The following is a 15,169-nucleotide window of genomic DNA, read 5'->3' on the forward strand; positions in this document are numbered from 1 at the left end:
GAAAACTATTAACTTCTTCTCCCCTGAATACCAGCGAGTATTGATCTGAGGAGAATAATTTCTAGTTTTTCGTCCGACTCGACCTTGTTTGACCGTTTCGTCGGAGCACACACTCGAAGTAGGCCACCCAGGGGACGAAAAGGAGTCACCGATGAACGATCGCCTCAAGGGAGCCGCAGACGAGCTGCGGCACGAATGGGAGACCAGCCCTCGCTGGAAGGGGACCGAGCGGACCTACACGGCCGAGGACGTGGTTCGACTCCGAGGTTCCGTCCAGGAGGAGCACACCCTCGCCCGGCTCGGCGCCGAGCGGCTGTGGGACCTGCTGAACAGCGAAGAGTACGTGCACGCCCTGGGCGCGCTCACCGGCAACCAGGCCGTGCAACAGGTCAAGGCCGGGCTCAAGGCCATCTACCTGTCCGGCTGGCAGGTCGCCGCCGACGCCAACCTCGGCGGCCAGACCTACCCCGACCAGAGCCTCTACCCGGCCAACTCGGTCCCCGCCGTCGTGCGGCGTATCAACAACGCGCTGCTGCGCGCCGACCAGATCACCTGGTCGGAGGGCGACCGGGACGCGCCGCACTGGCTCGCGCCGATCGTGGCCGACGCCGAGGCCGGCTTCGGAGGCGTGCTGAACGCCTTCGAGCTGATGAAGGGCATGATCGCCGCGGGTGCCGCCGGGGTGCACTGGGAGGACCAGCTCGCCTCGGAGAAGAAGTGCGGCCACCTCGGCGGCAAGGTGCTCGTCCCCACCGGCCAGCACATCAAGACCCTCAGCGCCGCCCGCCTCGCGGCGGACGTGCTGGGCGTGCCGACCCTGATCATCGCGCGGACCGACGCTCAGGCCGCGACCCTGCTCACCACCGACGTCGACCCCCGCGACCAGGCGTTCACCACCGGCGACCGCACCGCGGAAGGCTTCTACCGGGTCCGTAACGGCGTGGGCGCCTGCATCGCCCGCGGCCTGGCCTACGCGCCCCACTCCGACCTGCTCTGGATGGAGACCTCCACCCCCGACCTGGACGTGGCCCGCGAGTTCGCCGAGGCGATCAAGGCCGAGTACCCCGACCAGATGCTGTCCTACAACTGCTCGCCCTCGTTCAACTGGAAGAAGCACCTGGACGACTCCACCATCGCCAAGTTCCAGCGGGAACTCGGTCACATGGGCTACAAGTTCCAGTTCATCACGCTGGCGGGCTTCCACTCACTGAACCACTCGATGTTCGACCTCGCCCGGGGGTACGCCGAGGAGGGCATGACCTCCTACGTCGAACTCCAGGAGGCCGAGTTCGCCTCCGAGACACGCGGCTACACCGCCACCCGCCATCAGCGCGAGGTCGGCACCGGATACTTCGACCTGGTCAGCACGGCCATCGCGCCGGACTCCTCCACCACGGCCCTGAAGGGATCGACGGAGGAGCAGCAGTTCGCAGAGGCTCACTGACTCTCCGGACCGAGCTCGCCGGCGACCTCCAGGGCATGGGAGGTCCCCCGAGACGGGCTCGACGACCAGGTCGTCGATCGATCGGAGGGCCCCGCCGCACGGACTTCCCCCGAGTCCGTGCGGCGGGGCCCTCCCGTCTTCCCGCCCGTCCCACGTCCGCGACCTGGGGTATCCCGTTCGGCCGCCCGCCGTTCCCGGGAGTCCTCCTCACGGGAACGGCGGGCGGCGGCGGGTCGGGGACATCTCAGCGGCCGACGGCCTCGATCAGCTTGCGGCGCTGCTGGGTACCGAGACCTCCCAGCCGACGCGCCTCGTCCACGTCGGCCTGCTCCATCAGCTGCGCGGCCTTGACCGTTCCGACCCCGGGCAGGGCGCGAAGGGCCTGGGACACCTTGATGCGCTTGGCGATGTCGTCCTCACGGCCAAGCAGTTGCTCCAGGCTGAGCGCGCCGTTCTTGACCTCGGCGAGAAGCTTGGCGCGAGCTGTGCGGGTCTCGGCGGCCTTGACCAGGGCGGCCTGACGCTGTTCGGGGGTGAGCTTGGGCAAAGCCATGGTGTTTTCTCCCTGATGACGGTAATTCCAGGGTCCTGCTACCCAAAGTCACCCGGTTAATCATCGGAGGACATACAGATAGATCCCCGATATACGTACTGCGCATCACGATATGCCTGTTTGGTTACCCCGCTCTTACCTGGTTCTCCGTAGCCTCGGGCTCATGGGTATCTGGCGAAGCCCTCAGGGCATCGAGGTTGAGGCGATCGTGGTCCACGACGGCCCCTGCCTGTTGGTCAGCCGCCGGATCGACGGACGGCGGGTCCTCGTGGCGTACTGCATGAGCATCCGCGAGGTCGGAGAGCACGTCGACCTGGCGGAGCTGGTTCCGGCGTAGACGGATCCCCGCGCATGCCGGCGATCGAAGTCGGATCAGGTTCGAGTCTTGTTCGGTACGCCTGTCAACTTCCGAGACCACTGGGACGTCAAGTAGTCAGGGAGGCTCGATGGATGTTCTGATCGGCCTCGTTGACGAAGATCTCCTCCTGGAGCTCATCCTCGTCGAGGCACTGCACACGGAGGCGGAACGGCTGGCCGCCCAGCCCGAACGCTGAACGAGGACGGGTGCCCGCCTGAAACGGCGGGCACCCGCGCGGCGAGCGGGGCAACAGGGCGCAGGGGCGTTACCTTCGTGGCCCGGTTCACCGGGGAGGCATCCCGCTCCCCCGACCGGTGCGAGTGGGGAACGGGGCTCGATTCACCCGGTGGTGATGGCGTTAACTGTTCCCTATGAACAAGCGCGAGCTGATCGAGAAGGCCGCCGCCGAGGCCGGGCTCACCCGGAGGCAGACGGCCGCGGCTCTCGACGCGATCCTGGGGACGATCCAGACGGCCGTGGCGGCCGAGGAGAAGGTGGCGATTCCCGGGTTCGGGTCCTTCGAGATCGTCCACAAGCCCGCACGGACCGGACGCAACCCGCAGACCGGGGAGCCGCTGGAGATCGCGGAGACCTGGACGGCGAAGTTCAAGCCCAGCCCGGGGTTCATGGGCCTGATCCGCCAGCGCAAGAAGGACTGACCTTCCCGCGACCCTACGCACCGACCGGCCTCCTCGTGCCCGCGCAGACCGTCCGGGGCCCCACCCGAGACGTGGGCGGAGCCGAGGGCGACATCGGGAAGACGGCGGCCCCCGGGGAAGTATCCATTCCCCGAGGGCCTGGAGTGCCGCCATGTCGGGGCACCGGCACGTTTAAGGACCCGGGTCACTCATGATGAGGTCGCACTCTGCCGTTAAGTTATGGGCGCACGTGGAGCACCCAGCGGGATTCGAACCCGCACTCGACCTCGTCGCCCGCATCCGTTCGATCCGGCGCCCGGCGGCGAATGCTGAATCTGGAGCGAGAGTCTGAGCGTGAGCGGCTGCCTCTACCAGTTGGGCCATCCCGGCTCGACGGTGCCGGGAGAGGGACTCGAACCCCCACTGTGACCGCGTGTCAGTCTGACGGTTCAGTTTCAGCTTTCGCGCTTTCGCGCATCCCCGTGCTCCAACGGGGAGTCCTGTGATCTTACCCGAGAACGTAGCCCAGCACCTTCTCGCCGACGCGCTGGTAGGTGATCTCGGTGCCGTTCGCCTCCTCACGGGCGAACTTCACCGCGTTCTGCAGCCTGCCGACCCGCTCCAGGAGCTCGTTCACCCGCTTCTGGGGCACGGCTCCCGAGAAGGTGACCTTGGTCCAGAAGCCGACGACGATGTCCTCGTGGTAGACCTCTACCTGGGCCGGATGCTTGTCGGTCGCCTCCGCCTTGACGTGGTTGCGGGGCACCTTCTTGGTACGGGTCGTCTTGACCGGCTCGGTCCGCCAGCAGTCGGTCGACTGGTCCAGCGTCCACGCCTCGGCGGCGTCCAGGACGGGCAGCTTGGCGATGAAGGTGTGCAGGTCGACCAGCTGCTTCTCCAGGAACAGCAGGTAGGTGACGGGCACGTCCTCCAGGAGGGTGGAGCCGTCGACCTTGATGTCGGCCCTCGCCGAGCAGTTGGCCCAGTCCTTGGTGGCGGTGACGTCGAACAGCCGGGTGAGCGCGGCGCCCACCTGCTTGAGCAGATCCTCGCCCTGCACCTGCACCCGGGTCGACTCCGGGGGCAGCTGCTCGCCCTCGTCGTCGATGGGCTGGTAGGTCCGTGAGAGACCCGACAGCAGGGCGTTCTTCTGGATCGTGTGGTAAGCGTCGGTCACCTTGCGCTGGGTGTCGGACTTGACGCCCTTCTCCACGGCGAGGATCTGGTTCAACTTGGTCGCCATGGGTGACACCGTAGCGGGAAGATCACCCACATAACACCGCTTTTCCGCAGATCACCCCGCGCGGTACCCGCCGCGGACCGCACGGGCGGCCCAGCGACCGTCGAAGTGGTCGACGCGCAGCGGACGCCCGAAGCACTCGGAAAGGTTCTCCGCGGTCAGGATCTCCGCCACCGGACCGCCCACCTGGACGCGGGCGTCGCGCATCAGCAGGGCGTGGGTCGTGGTGGCCGGGACCTCCTCCAGGTGGTGGGTGACGGTGACCGTGGTCAGCGCCGGGCGGACCTCCGCCAGATCCTCCACCGCGGTGATCAGATCCTCGCGGGCGGGCAGGTCCAGCCCGGCGAACGGCTCGTCGAGCAGCAGGATCACCGGCTCGGACATCAGCGCCCTGGCGACGCGGACGCGGGCGCGCTCCCCCTGGGAGCAGACACGGAAAGGCCGGTCCGCGAGGTCCTTGCAGCCCAGGTCGGCGAGCAGGTGATGGGCGCGCTCGTGCTCGGCGGGGCCGTAGCGGTCCCAGAGCGGGGCACTGGTCCCGGTGTGGCCGGTCAGCACGACGGTGTGGGCGGTGGCCCCCTCCTCCTCCAGCAGTTCCTCGTCGACGAGCCGCTGGCTGGCCGCGACGAGACCGATGTGGCGGCGCAGCTCGCGAAGGTCGACCCGGCCCAGCCGCTGGCCGAGCACGGTGACGGCCCCCTCGGTGGGGTGGCGCACGGCGGCGGCCAACGAGAGCAGCGTGGTCTTTCCCGCCCCGTTGGGGCCGAGCACCACCCAGTGCTCTCCGTATCCGACCCGCCAGTCGATGCCTTCCAGCAGGGTACGGCCGACCACCCGGACCCCGACGCCGCTCAACTCCACCGCACCGGACACAGGCCCGCCCATCGGTATCCCCCTCCGCGTCGATTCGCGGCGCTCACTTTAACCGATGCGTCGATACCTTCCCGTCCGTCGCCCGCGAAGCGGGTCTCAGCCCATCTGTATGGACGGGCCCGGGGTGGGGTGCGGGGTGATGGTCGTCCCCGAGGGGGCGGGGACGGTGGGGGTCGGGCTCTCACCGTCGCCCGTCTGCGGGATCTGGGTGAAGGAGGGCTTGGTGCCGCCCGAGGGCCTGGGATCGTCCGAGGCCGTCGGGCAGTCCCTCGCCCTGCCCTTGCCCCTGGCGGTCGTGTCCGCGCAGTCGCGCGGGTCGTCGCCGTCGTCGGGCGAGTCGCCGGAGCCACCGGGGCCGCGCGGGCGTTCTGGCGCCGGTTCCCGCCGTCCGTCGCCGCCGTCGTAGCTCGTGGTGGGCGGTGAGACGGTCCTGGTGGTGGTGATCTCCACAGTGGAGGGGGTGGCCGGCGTCCGGTCCCGCGGCGTGCCGGGGGGCGGACGGGTGGCGGCGTGGAAGATGGAGGCCGTGGGAGTGCCCTCGGCGGGGAGAACCAGCGGCACCGACTCGGGGACATCGAAGCCGCCGTCCGAACCGGAACCGCCGCCACCGGTCGCCGCGGCCACGGTGACCGCCGCCATGGAGACCGTGGCGAGCGCCGCGAAGCCGGCCTGCGACAGGTGCGCACCCTTGCGCGCGGCCCTGCGGGCCCTCTTGCCGGAGATCTCCACCGGGATCGAGGGCTCGTCATGCGTACGGACGGGCGGGGAGGACCGGGCGAACGCGTGCGACAGACGCGACGACGGCGACTGCGGTGATGGCGGGGCCTCAAACGATGGCGGGGCCTCAAGCCGCACCCTCCCGGCTCCCGGGGTGCGGGGCATCGGTGTCCAGATCTCCGCCAGCACCTCCGCGACCGCCTCGCGCAGGTCCCAGGGATCGCCCACGCCGCCCGCGGCGAGCAGCGCTCCGAGCAGGTCGGCCGCACCGGGTCGTTCCGCGGGGTTCTTGGCCAGGGACGCCTCGACGGCCGGGCGCAGCAGGGCGGGAACCGAGGCCACCCTCGGCGGCTCGACCAGGATGCGCCGGGTCAGCGTGTCCGCCTCCCCCGCGCCGAAGGGGTGGTGGCCGCCGGCGGCGTAGGCGATCAGGCAGCCCCAGGCGAAGACGTCGGAGGCGGGCATCGCGAGCCCTCCGGTGAGCCGTTCGGGGGCGACCCAGCCTGGGCTGCCCATGACCTGCCCGGCCTGCGTGTGCGCGGCGAGCACGTCGACGTCCCTCGCGATACCGAAGTCGATCACCCGGGGACCGGTGTCCGACAGCAGCACGTTGCCGGGCTTGAGGTCGCGGTGGACCAGCCCCGCCTCGTGCACCGCCACCAGCGCGGCGGCCACCCCCAGGGCGACACCGTACGCCAGATCGGGGGTGAGGGGGCCGTACGCGGAGACCACCTGGGAGAGCGCGGGGCCGGGAACGTACTCCGACACCAGGTAGGGACGGTTCCCGTCGATGCCGTCCTCGATCACCGCGGCGGTACAGAAAGGCACCACTCTTCGGGAGAATCGCACTTCTTCCGCGAAACGGGCGCGGAGCGTGGCATCGTTGAGATGCACCGGATGCGGCGTCTTGAGCGCCACCACCCCGCCCTGCGGATGCTCGGCCAGATAGACGATGCCCATCCCACCCACCCCGAGGCGGCCGAGCAGAAGGTAGCGGCCGATGCCGATCGGGTCTCCGACGGTCAGCGGACGCACACCGGTCGGCATGCCGTTTCCAGGACCTGCTCCCCCACGTGCCATCCTCGTTGAGCCTCTCGTGCGCGGGCTACCGGCAAGCACACTGTGGCGGGATTCGAGCGTCCTTCGCCCCCGACCGGCCAGAAGGGGTATGAGAGGTAAGGCGAATGATCCCTCAGGGTAAGAAATCCGTGGTGTGCGGGATGCCCTTGGGACGTGGTGGAACGGTGTGACCAGCGCGGAAGGCCCGCGGCCTGTCGCGGGCGCCGCGTCTCAGGCGGCGGCGGATCCGGGACGTCCGGGACGTCCGGGGCGCCCCGGAGGCACTGCTCGCTTGCGGAGCGCCGGAGCGGTGTCCTCGGGAGTGAGATCCGGCACGGAAAGGTCGGGAACGGAAAGCCCCGACGGGAGAAGGTCCGGCACGGAGAGATCCGACGCGGTCAGGTCCGACGCGGTGAGGTCCGGCATCGCGCGCCTCCGCTTCGAGCCGTCATGGACGGGCGGGAGGTCCTGGGCCGCGGCGAGGAAGCGGGCGATGTGCGGATACACCTCGCGGGCCTCGGGGACGACGTCGGCGAGGATGGGAAAGACGTGCGGCATGCGGGGCCACTCCTCGTACGTGACCGGCACCCCCGCGGTGCGGGCCCGCTCGGCCACGCGGCGGCCCTCGTCGCGCAGGACCTCGGTGGAGCCGGTGACGACCATCAGCGGGGGCAGGCCGGTGTAGTCGCCGAGGACCGGGGAGAGCAGGGGGTCGTGGGGGTCGAGGCCCGCGGTCCAGCGGCGGGCGAGCCAGTCGACGCGACCGGCCGGGATCATCGGGTCGAGCAGCCGGTTGACCCTGCGGGGCGCGCCGGTGAGATCCGCCCACGGGGAGAGGCACACGGCGGCGGACGGCAGCGGCATCTCCCGGTCTCGGAGCGCCAGGAGCGTGGCGAGGGTGAGGTGACCTCCGGCGGAATCCCCGCCGAAGACGACGTCGGCGGGGTCGTACCCGTTCTCCAGGAGACACTGGTAGGCGGCGATCGCGTCCTCAAGGGCCTCGGCCGGCCGGTGGACGGGCCCCTGGCGGTAGTCGACCGCCAGTACCGGGCGCCGGGTCGCGGCCGCCAGGCGCCAGGTGATCGGCCGGTGGGTCACCGGGGAGCAGGCGAAGTAGCCTCCGCCGTGGAAGTAGAGCAGGACCTTGTCCTCGTCGAGTTCCTCCCCGGCGCGTACCCACTCACCCGGGCACGGTCCCGCCTCGTCGGGGGTGACGGTGACGTGGACGGGCAGGCGGAACGGCACCCTGCCCGCCAGCGCGACGATGCGGGAGGCCGCGGCGAAGCCGACGTCGTTCCTCAGCAGCAGGTCGGAGATGGGCTTGAAGGTGCCACGCATGATCACGTTAAGGGCTGCGGCCTGCCAGCTGAAGGGATAGGCCGGACTGACGTCCATATCGATCTCATCGTGCATGGGGGACCTCCAAAAAAGGACATTCCCCCCAGAATGGGCTTCTATCGGCGATTGAACATATCGAGAAGATTACAACTATGTATCACGCAGGTACAAGTCACTCTAAAGACACATCTGAGCACCGAAAGTAACTATCCTCGAACTCCTGCTCAGGCCGTCCCGGCGACCGGCCTCCCGCCGCGTTCCACCTGGGGGCGCCGCCGAAAACCCGTTGCCCCTCCCCGGAGCCCCCAAAGAGGATAGGAGGGTTGTCCTGACACCTTCGGGAGGCAGCCTTCCTGCTCTACGCGCGCATCGCCGGATACGGCTTCCGCCGCCACTCCACCTACCGCGCCGCCGCCGTCGCCGGAGCCTTCACCAACACCATCTTCGGCATCCTCCGCGCCTATGTCCTGATCGCCCTCTGGCAGGCCCGTCCCGGCCTCGCCGGATACGACCTCGCCGACGCCGTCACCTTCTGCTTCCTCAGCCAGGCCTTCATCGGCCCCATGCAGGTGTTCGGCGGCGGCCTGGAGCTTTCCGAGCGCGTGCGAAGCGGGGACGTCGCCCTCGACCTGCTCCGCCCCGCGTCCCTGCAGATGTGGAGCCTCGCCGACGACCTCGGCCGGGCCGCCTACCTCCTCCTCGTACGAAGCCTGCCGCCCACGGCCGTCGGCGCCGCGCTGTTCGGCTTCGTCGTGCCGGTCGACCCGCTGACCTGGCTGTCCTTCGCGGCCGGCCTCGTCCTCGCGGTGATCGTCAGCTTCACCCTGCGATACCTGGTCGCACTGTCCTCTTGCTGGGTCATCGACGACCGGGGCGTGCAGACGATGTCGCTCGTGATGACCCTCTTCTTCAGCGGCATGGTCCTGCCCCTCAACCTCTTCCCCGGCTGGCTCGGCACCCTGGCCGAGGCGCTCCCCTGGTCGGCCATGGTCCAGGTCCCCGCCGACATCTACCTCGGCAAGCGCGACGTCCTGGAGGCCCTGGGGTTCCAGGCCGCCTGGGCGGTGGCGCTGCTAGCCCTGGGCGCCCTGGCCACGAACGCGGCCCGCAGGAAGGTCGTGATCCAGGGTGGGTGACGAAGGCGGCGGGAACACCGGAGACTCCAGGGACCCCGGGGGCGACGGTGACAACGGGCCCGCCGCGCGGGAGACGGCCGAAAAGAGCGGGCGACGCCACGGGAAGACGGCCACGGGAGGCACCCGATGGTGAGGACGTACCTCCTGCTGGCCTGGACCTGGCTGAGAGCCTCGGCACAGTACCCGGGATCGTTGATCATGATGATGCTGGGCTCGTTCGCGGTCAACGCGCTGGACGTGGCGGCGATCTGGGTGATCTTCGAGCACACCGAGTCGCTCGGCGGCTTCGAACTGGCCGAGGTGATGTTCCTGTACGGCACCGCCGGCCTGTCCTTCGCCCTGGCCGACATGCTCTTCGGCAACGTCGACCGGCTCAGCCAGCACATCAGGAGCGGCGACTTCGACACCATGCTGATCCGCCCGGCGAGCGCGTTCACGCAGATGGCCGTCGACCGCTTCGGGGTACACCGCTTCGGCAGGGTGACCCAGGCCGCCGTCGTGCTCGCCATCGCCCTGCCCCAGCTCGGCCTCTCCTGGAGCAGGACCTGGATGATCCCACTGATGGTCGTGTGCGGGCTCGTCATCTTCGCCGCGATCTTCACGCTCGGCGGGGCCATGCAGTTCCTGCTCACCGACGCCCCCGAGGTGGCCAACGCCTTCACCTACGGAGGCGGCACCCTCACCCAGTACCCCCTGAGCATCTACGGCTCCGAACTCGTCAAGGGAGTCACCTTCGTCGTGCCGCTGGCGTTCGTGAACTGGCAGCCCGCCCTTTTCGTACTCGACCGCGACGATCCCCTCGGCCTGCCGTACTGGCTCCGTTTCGCCTCGCCCCTGGCGGCCGTCGCCCTGACCACCGTTGCCGCCCTCGCCTGGCGTGCGGGCATCCGCCGCTACCGTTCGACGGGAAGTTGACACATGATCGAAGTTGACCGGGTCGGCCGCTCGTTCACCGTGGGCCGCCGCAGGACCAGGAAGACACTGCACGCCGTACGGGATCTGTCGTTCACCGTGGAGCCCGGGGAGTTCGTCGGCTACCTCGGCCCCAACGGCGCGGGCAAGTCCACCACCATCAAGATGCTCACCGGCATCCTGGCCCCGACCTCGGGCAGCATCCGGGTGGCCGGGCTCGATCCGACCCGCCGCCGTACGGCACTGGCGCGCAGAATCGGAGTGGTGTTCGGCCAGCGGACGACCCTGTGGTGGGACCTGCCGCTGCGGGACAGTTTCGAACTGATCCGGTACCTTTACAAAGTAGATCAACCGGATTTCCGCAGGCGACTGGCCGAGCTGACCGAACTCCTCGGCCTCGCCGACTTCATGACCACCCCGGTCCGCCAGCTCAGCCTCGGCCAGCGCATGCGCGGCGACATCACCGCGGCCCTCCTGCACGACCCCGCCGTGCTGGTGCTCGACGAGCCCACGATCGGCCTGGACGTGGTCAGCAAGGCCGCCATGCGCGACTTCCTCCGGCGCCTCAACGCCGACCGGGGCACCACCGTCCTGCTGACCACCCACGACATGGGCGACATCGAGAAGCTCTGCCGCCGCGTGATGCTGATCGACCACGGCAGCCTGGCCTTCGACGGCACCCTCGACGACCTGCGCGCCACCGCCCCCGAAGGGGGGTCCATGGAGGAGGTGGTCGCCCGCCTCTACTCCGGCTGATCCTCTTGAGCCCGGGAAAGGCCGACACCGGCTTTCAGGGGGCCGTGACGCCCACCACGAATCCCGACCACAGCGAAAGTGATGTTTATCACATTTTTGGCGATCGTCGCGAACCGCGGACACTACCTCGGTGCGCACTTGAAGCCACCTTGACCCGAATGATCTCTCCCATACATAAACCCGGCCTTCGGGAAGCGCCATCCTTCTCTCTACGCCACCGAAACCCCCTACACATAGCCGCGAACGCCATCGGGAAGATGTAGGTAAAACACGACTGAAAAAGGTCGGGTGATCGCCGCCACAGGCAAGCCGATCATCATGGATGATCTACCAAAAGTGGCCTTGAGCAGGAGATTCGTCAAGGCGGGGAAAGCTTTCATGGAGTAATGCTGTCACCTTGTCAAATAGATTCTGACATACCGTAATGCTATGGACAGCGACAAGTTCCTAGGTGGGTTCCTGTGCGCCCGGCGTGAACTCATCGCCCCTGAACAAGCGGGCCTCCCGCCATCAGGCGGCCTCTCCGCGCCGGAGTCGTCATGAAGGACATGAAGGGGCCGCGACTGCGCTCGATCCAGGCGCGATACACGATCGTCACGACGATGGTGCTCCTCGTCATCCTCGCCGTGGTGGGAGCGAGCATCGACATGGCGATCCGCTACCGGCTCCAGGACGACGCCTTCGGCAACGCCGAGCAGGTCGCGAGCCAGTGGAGCGCTATGGCGAGGCTCGGCACCCTTCCCGATCCGATCCCCGGCTCGGCTCCGGTCGATCTCGTCCAGGTGGTGAACGCCAACGGCGTGGTCGTCAACTCCAGCACGGAAGCGATGGGCATGGCGCCGATGAGCTCCTTCCGCCCTCCGTCCGACGACCGGTTCCAGCAGCTGACCGAGGGCTCCCTCATGGTCGTGGCCTTCCGGGTCTCCGCCGCGGCCGACTCACCCGTCGTCTACGCGGGCCTCAGGGAGCCGGCGATCCTGTACAAGAACCACCTGGAGTACTTCATCAGCGCGGGTCTCCTCGTTCTCCTCGCCCTGGCGTCCTGGATGACCTGGTGTGTCGTGGGCCGGACGCTACGGCCGGTCGCGGCGATACGCGGGCGGATGTCCGAGATCACGGTGAGCGACCTGAGCCTGCGGGTGCCCGTCCCGCCGGGCGAGGACGAGATCGCGCTGCTCGCCCGCACCGCCAACCAGACCCTGGCTCGGCTGGAGGAGGCCGTGGAACAACAGCGCCGTTTCGCCTCCACCGCCTCCCACGAGCTCAGGACCCCGATCACCGGGCTGCGCGTGCAACTGGAGGAGGCGCTGCTCTATCCCGACGACACCGATCCTCGCGACACCATCCGGAGCGCGCTCACGACCAGCGGCCGGCTGGAGGCGATCGTGAACGACCTGCTGCAGCTGGCCAGGCTGCGCGCCGCCGCCCCCGCGCCGCGGGAGCCGATCGATCTCGGCGCCCTCGTGAAGGAGGAGGCGACCCAGGGCACCGGGATGCCGATACGAGTCCAGGCGTCCGACGGGGTGTGGGTCCGCGGCTCCCGGATCCAGCTGATCCGGGTGGTGGGCAACCTGCTGAGCAACGCGCGGCGGCACGCCGACAGTCGCGTCGAGGTCTTCGTCGGCTCCGAGGACGGCAAGGCCGTCGTGGCCGTGGTCGACGACGGCGCCGGCATCGCGCCCGCCGATCGCGAGCGCGTCTTCGAACGCTTCACCCGCCTGGACGACGGGCGTCTGCGCGACTCCGGCGGCAGCGGGCTCGGCCTCGCCATCTCCCGCGACATCGCCCACGCCCATCGGGGAACCCTGCTGATCGAGGACTCGCCACGAGGAGCGAGGTTCGTCCTGCGGCTACCGCTGTCGGACGCGCAGCCGAGCGGGAACGGTTCGCAGGCCACGTTCGACGACACCTCGCAGGCACCACCGCCTGCCGGGAACGCCACCGGCGAGAAGAGCCCAGACGAGGAGAGCACCTCCGAGAAGAACGACGGCGCGGAGGGCCGCTGCGCGGAGAACCCGGTCAGCCCGGCCGGGCACCACCGGCGGTGACAGAGGGTCACGCTCATCGGACTTCTTCGTAGTCCTCCTCGTACTCCTCGTCGTCCCGGAACCGCGGTGCCCAGCGGGAGGGCATCAGCACCGGCAGGAAAAGCAGGATGCCGAGGAGTGCGTAGACGCCGCTGGTCAGCAACAGGCCCATGCCGCGACCGGCCTGCAGGAGCACCTCGTGGAAGGTCGGATCGTCCGGGACCAGGCCCATGGCACGCCTGACGTCCAGGGCGTAGACCACGGTCCAGGCGAGCAGGACGATCGACGGGACGAAGGCCGCCATCGGGGAGACACGACCGGCGACCACCAGTCCGACCAGGAGACCGATCCCGGCCATCACCCCGAGGGCGATCCAGGTCCTCGAACCGCTCTCCGCCGAGGGAACAGCCGCCAGGCTCGCCCCCGCCTCCTGCACGGCCCAGCCCGCACCGAAGAGGAGAACGGCCGACACGACCAGTCCGACCAACACCCCAGCGACGTGCCGCATCGCCATCACCTCGGCTCGAAGGAGCTCTCACGGTCGCGGCAACCATAGCGACAAAAACCTTAAAACGGCAGACGCCCCGGAACGTGAGAATATGTGGGTCACCATGCGCGCTCGCCTCCCATTACGCCTCCTGCGCGCGGCCGCCTTCTCGGCCGTCTGCCTGGCACTCGCCGTCCTCGGCCACGTGGCCGCGGGCGGTTCGGTGCCGGGGCCGTGGGCGGTGACCGCGGCGGGCGCGTCGGTCACCGCGATGGCCACGCTGCTCGCGGGACGGGAGCGGTCGGCGGTGGCGATCGGTGCCGGGCTCGCCACCCTGCAGCTGTCGCTGCACGAGGTGTTCGCCCTCGGTGACGCCACGGGGATCTCGCTTCCGCATCCGCACGTCAGAGGGTTGGGCGAGAGCCTCGGCATGCTTGTCGCGCACCTCACCGCGACCCTCGTCACCGGCTGGTGGCTGGCCCGCGGCGAGAGTGCCCTGTGGGCGCTGCTCCGTTCGGCCGGCCGGCGTCTCGGCGCCATGTTCCCGCTGCTGCGGCCCCCGGCGGCCGTCGCCGCTCCGCCACGTCCCGCGTACGCCTCGGTCACGCCCGTTCTCCCGCGTGCCGTCCTCCGTCACTTCGTCAGCCGGCGCGGTCCTCCACTTCCCGCCGCCTGACTCGACCAAGGAAAACCCCAACCCCCGAATTTTCGAAGTGGAGAACCTCCATGTCGCTCACGCATGCCTGCCGTCGACTCGCCGCCGTCACCGCCGGTGTCACCGCGCTCACCCTCGGCCTCGCCCTTCCCGCCCTCGCGCACGTCACCATCAATCCCAATAGCGCCCAGCAGGGCGGTTTCACCAAGGTCGCCTTCCGGGTCCCGAACGAGCGTGACGACGCCTCGACGACCAAGCTCGAGGTGACCTTCCCCACCGACCACCCGCTGGCGTTCGTCTCGGTCAAGCCGGTGCCCGGCTGGGAGGTCAAGGTGGTCGAGGGCAAGCTCCCCAAACCGGTCACCACCGAGTACGGCGAGCTCACCGAGGCGGTCACGAAGGTCACCTGGTCGGGCGGGAAGATCGATCCCGGCCAGTTCCAGGAGTTCGAGGTGTCCATGGGAGCCCTGCCCACCGACACCGACCAGCTCGTCTTCCCCACCACCCAGACCTACAGCGGCGGCGAGGTCGTGAAGTGGGCGGACGAGCCCAAGGCCGACGGCTCCGAGCCCGAGCGCCCGGCCCCGACGCTGAAGCTCACCCCGGCCTCCGCCGAGGGAGACGGCCACGGCGCCGCCGCCTCCGCCACCCCCTCGGCCGCGGCCCCCGCGTCGGCACCCTCCGTGGCTCCCGCCGCCTCCGCCGAGAGCTCGGACGGCACCGCCCGCCTGCTCGGCGGGGCCGGGCTCGTACTCGGGATCGCCGGGCTCGCGGTCGGCGCCCTCGGCCTGCGCCGCGGGCGCGCCTCCTGAACATCCTTCGATCGCCTTGTGATCGTCTTCTGGTCGCGCGCGGAACGGCCCCGGGAAGGCTTGGGTTCACGAGGTCGTCGCGACTCCTCGATCCGAGGGTGGTCGCGGTGGGCGACACCCACACCTGGGTGAAGATCGACTTCCGGGATCACGACTCTGACGGC

Annotated in this window: 16 protein-coding genes and 1 tRNA gene; 9 read left to right on the forward strand and 8 right to left on the reverse strand. The window is 69.3% G+C overall.

Annotated features, from left to right (window positions below; translation table 11 throughout):
* Positions 1-151: 151 nt before the first annotated feature.
* On the forward strand, positions 152-1,444 hold the full coding sequence (aceA, locus tag ABT352_RS33920; protein WP_350949099.1) for an isocitrate lyase: 1,293 nt from the start codon (positions 152-154) through the stop codon (positions 1,442-1,444).
* A gap of 244 nt (positions 1,445-1,688) precedes the next feature.
* Here aceA and mihF read toward each other — a convergent pair whose 3' ends face one another.
* Positions 1,689-1,997: an integration host factor, actinobacterial type gene (gene mihF / locus ABT352_RS33925; protein WP_329083125.1), complete on the reverse strand. Its 309-nt coding sequence runs from the start codon at positions 1,995-1,997 to the stop codon at positions 1,689-1,691.
* Between the two features lie 163 nt (positions 1,998-2,160).
* Here mihF and ABT352_RS33930 point away from each other — a divergent pair, with 163 nt between their 5' ends.
* Positions 2,161-2,334 carry a hypothetical protein gene (locus tag ABT352_RS33930; RefSeq protein WP_350949100.1) on the forward strand — a complete coding sequence of 58 codons (174 nt, stop codon included), beginning with the start codon at positions 2,161-2,163 and terminating at the stop codon, positions 2,332-2,334.
* Positions 2,335-2,726: 392 nt separating this feature from the next.
* Positions 2,727-3,014 carry an HU family DNA-binding protein gene (locus ABT352_RS33935; protein WP_350949101.1) on the forward strand — a complete coding sequence of 96 codons (288 nt, stop codon included), beginning with the start codon at positions 2,727-2,729 and terminating at the stop codon, positions 3,012-3,014.
* Positions 3,015-3,244: 230 nt separating this feature from the next.
* On the opposite strand, the gene ABT352_RS33940 is transcribed toward ABT352_RS33935, so the two are convergent.
* From ABT352_RS33940 to ABT352_RS33960, 5 genes are all read right to left on the reverse strand, one after another.
* Positions 3,245-3,377 (reverse strand) — tRNA-OTHER (locus tag ABT352_RS33940).
* A 124-nt stretch (positions 3,378-3,501) separates the two neighbouring features.
* Positions 3,502-4,236: a DUF7873 family protein gene (locus ABT352_RS33945; protein ID WP_350949102.1), complete on the reverse strand. Its 735-nt coding sequence runs from the start codon at positions 4,234-4,236 to the stop codon at positions 3,502-3,504.
* Positions 4,237-4,287: 51 nt separating this feature from the next.
* Positions 4,288-5,118: an ABC transporter ATP-binding protein gene (locus tag ABT352_RS33950; protein ID WP_350949103.1), complete on the reverse strand. Its 831-nt coding sequence runs from the start codon at positions 5,116-5,118 to the stop codon at positions 4,288-4,290.
* A gap of 84 nt (positions 5,119-5,202) precedes the next feature.
* Entirely contained in the window at positions 5,203-6,870 is a 1,668-nt protein-coding gene (locus tag ABT352_RS33955) for a protein kinase domain-containing protein (protein ID WP_350949104.1), read from the reverse strand.
* 243 nt (positions 6,871-7,113) lie between these two features.
* The gene (locus ABT352_RS33960) at positions 7,114-8,277 is read right to left on the reverse strand and encodes an alpha/beta hydrolase (RefSeq protein ID WP_350949105.1); all 1,164 of its coding nucleotides are present in this window, start codon (positions 8,275-8,277) and stop codon (positions 7,114-7,116) included.
* Between the two features lie 413 nt (positions 8,278-8,690).
* On the opposite strand from ABT352_RS33960, the gene ABT352_RS33965 reads away from it, so the two are divergent.
* The 3 genes from ABT352_RS33965 to ABT352_RS33975 all read left to right on the forward strand — a co-directional run bounded on the left by ABT352_RS33965 (position 8,691) and on the right by ABT352_RS33975 (position 11,024).
* Positions 8,691-9,356, forward strand: coding sequence for an ABC transporter permease (locus ABT352_RS33965; protein ID WP_350949115.1), 666 nt, complete (start codon positions 8,691-8,693; stop codon positions 9,354-9,356).
* A gap of 126 nt (positions 9,357-9,482) precedes the next feature.
* Positions 9,483-10,271 carry an ABC transporter permease gene (locus ABT352_RS33970; RefSeq protein WP_350949106.1) on the forward strand — a complete coding sequence of 263 codons (789 nt, stop codon included), beginning with the start codon at positions 9,483-9,485 and terminating at the stop codon, positions 10,269-10,271.
* A gap of 3 nt (positions 10,272-10,274) precedes the next feature.
* Entirely contained in the window at positions 10,275-11,024 is a 750-nt protein-coding gene (locus tag ABT352_RS33975) for an ABC transporter ATP-binding protein (RefSeq protein ID WP_350949107.1), read from the forward strand.
* A gap of 227 nt (positions 11,025-11,251) precedes the next feature.
* Here the strand turns inward: ABT352_RS33975 and ABT352_RS33980 are convergent, their stop codons facing one another.
* Complete coding sequence (locus tag ABT352_RS33980; protein WP_350949108.1) at positions 11,252-11,404, reverse strand: hypothetical protein; 153 nt, start codon at positions 11,402-11,404, stop codon at positions 11,252-11,254.
* 159 nt (positions 11,405-11,563) lie between these two features.
* Between ABT352_RS33980 and ABT352_RS33985 the strand changes: the two genes are divergently transcribed.
* On the forward strand, positions 11,564-13,072 hold the full coding sequence (locus ABT352_RS33985) for a HAMP domain-containing sensor histidine kinase (RefSeq protein WP_350949109.1): 1,509 nt from the start codon (positions 11,564-11,566) through the stop codon (positions 13,070-13,072).
* Between the two features lie 13 nt (positions 13,073-13,085).
* Here ABT352_RS33985 and ABT352_RS33990 read toward each other — a convergent pair whose 3' ends face one another.
* On the reverse strand, positions 13,086-13,559 hold the full coding sequence (locus tag ABT352_RS33990) for a hypothetical protein (RefSeq protein ID WP_350949110.1): 474 nt from the start codon (positions 13,557-13,559) through the stop codon (positions 13,086-13,088).
* 103 nt (positions 13,560-13,662) lie between these two features.
* On the opposite strand from ABT352_RS33990, the gene ABT352_RS33995 reads away from it, so the two are divergent.
* Positions 13,663-14,214 (forward strand): MFS transporter, encoded by a 552-nt coding sequence (locus ABT352_RS33995; protein ID WP_350949111.1) that lies wholly within the window; start codon positions 13,663-13,665, stop codon positions 14,212-14,214.
* A 50-nt stretch (positions 14,215-14,264) separates the two neighbouring features.
* Positions 14,265-15,005 (forward strand): YcnI family copper-binding membrane protein, encoded by a 741-nt coding sequence (locus ABT352_RS34000; RefSeq protein ID WP_350949112.1) that lies wholly within the window; start codon positions 14,265-14,267, stop codon positions 15,003-15,005.
* Positions 15,006-15,169 lie beyond the last annotated feature (164 nt).

It is taken from the genome of Streptosporangium sp. NPDC000563, from assembly GCF_040299985.1.
Classification (GTDB): domain Bacteria; phylum Actinomycetota; class Actinomycetes; order Streptosporangiales; family Streptosporangiaceae; genus Streptosporangium.

What these genes read in the sequence shown, in the direction of transcription:
- ABT352_RS33955 (WP_350949104.1), bottom strand. Translation starts at nt 6,870, where the DNA reads ATGCCGACCGGTGTGCGTCCGCTGACCGTCGGAGACCCGATCGGCATC.
- ABT352_RS34000 (WP_350949112.1), top strand. Translation starts at nt 14,265, where the DNA reads ATGTCGCTCACGCATGCCTGCCGTCGACTCGCCGCCGTCACCGCCGGT.
- ABT352_RS33975 (WP_350949107.1), top strand. Translation starts at nt 10,275, where the DNA reads ATGATCGAAGTTGACCGGGTCGGCCGCTCGTTCACCGTGGGCCGCCGC.
- ABT352_RS33985 (WP_350949109.1), top strand. Translation starts at nt 11,564, where the DNA reads ATGAAGGACATGAAGGGGCCGCGACTGCGCTCGATCCAGGCGCGATAC.
- aceA (WP_350949099.1), top strand. Translation starts at nt 152, where the DNA reads ATGAACGATCGCCTCAAGGGAGCCGCAGACGAGCTGCGGCACGAATGG.
- ABT352_RS33990 (WP_350949110.1), bottom strand. Translation starts at nt 13,559, where the DNA reads ATGCGGCACGTCGCTGGGGTGTTGGTCGGACTGGTCGTGTCGGCCGTT.
- ABT352_RS33930 (WP_350949100.1), top strand. Translation starts at nt 2,161, where the DNA reads ATGGGTATCTGGCGAAGCCCTCAGGGCATCGAGGTTGAGGCGATCGTG.
- ABT352_RS33945 (WP_350949102.1), bottom strand. Translation starts at nt 4,236, where the DNA reads ATGGCGACCAAGTTGAACCAGATCCTCGCCGTGGAGAAGGGCGTCAAG.
- ABT352_RS33970 (WP_350949106.1), top strand. Translation starts at nt 9,483, where the DNA reads ATGGTGAGGACGTACCTCCTGCTGGCCTGGACCTGGCTGAGAGCCTCG.
- ABT352_RS33980 (WP_350949108.1), bottom strand. Translation starts at nt 11,404, where the DNA reads ATGAAAGCTTTCCCCGCCTTGACGAATCTCCTGCTCAAGGCCACTTTT.
- ABT352_RS33935 (WP_350949101.1), top strand. Translation starts at nt 2,727, where the DNA reads ATGAACAAGCGCGAGCTGATCGAGAAGGCCGCCGCCGAGGCCGGGCTC.
- ABT352_RS33950 (WP_350949103.1), bottom strand. Translation starts at nt 5,118, where the DNA reads ATGGGCGGGCCTGTGTCCGGTGCGGTGGAGTTGAGCGGCGTCGGGGTC.
- mihF (WP_329083125.1), bottom strand. Translation starts at nt 1,997, where the DNA reads ATGGCTTTGCCCAAGCTCACCCCCGAACAGCGTCAGGCCGCCCTGGTC.
- ABT352_RS33995 (WP_350949111.1), top strand. Translation starts at nt 13,663, where the DNA reads ATGCGCGCTCGCCTCCCATTACGCCTCCTGCGCGCGGCCGCCTTCTCG.
- ABT352_RS33960 (WP_350949105.1), bottom strand. Translation starts at nt 8,277, where the DNA reads ATGGACGTCAGTCCGGCCTATCCCTTCAGCTGGCAGGCCGCAGCCCTT.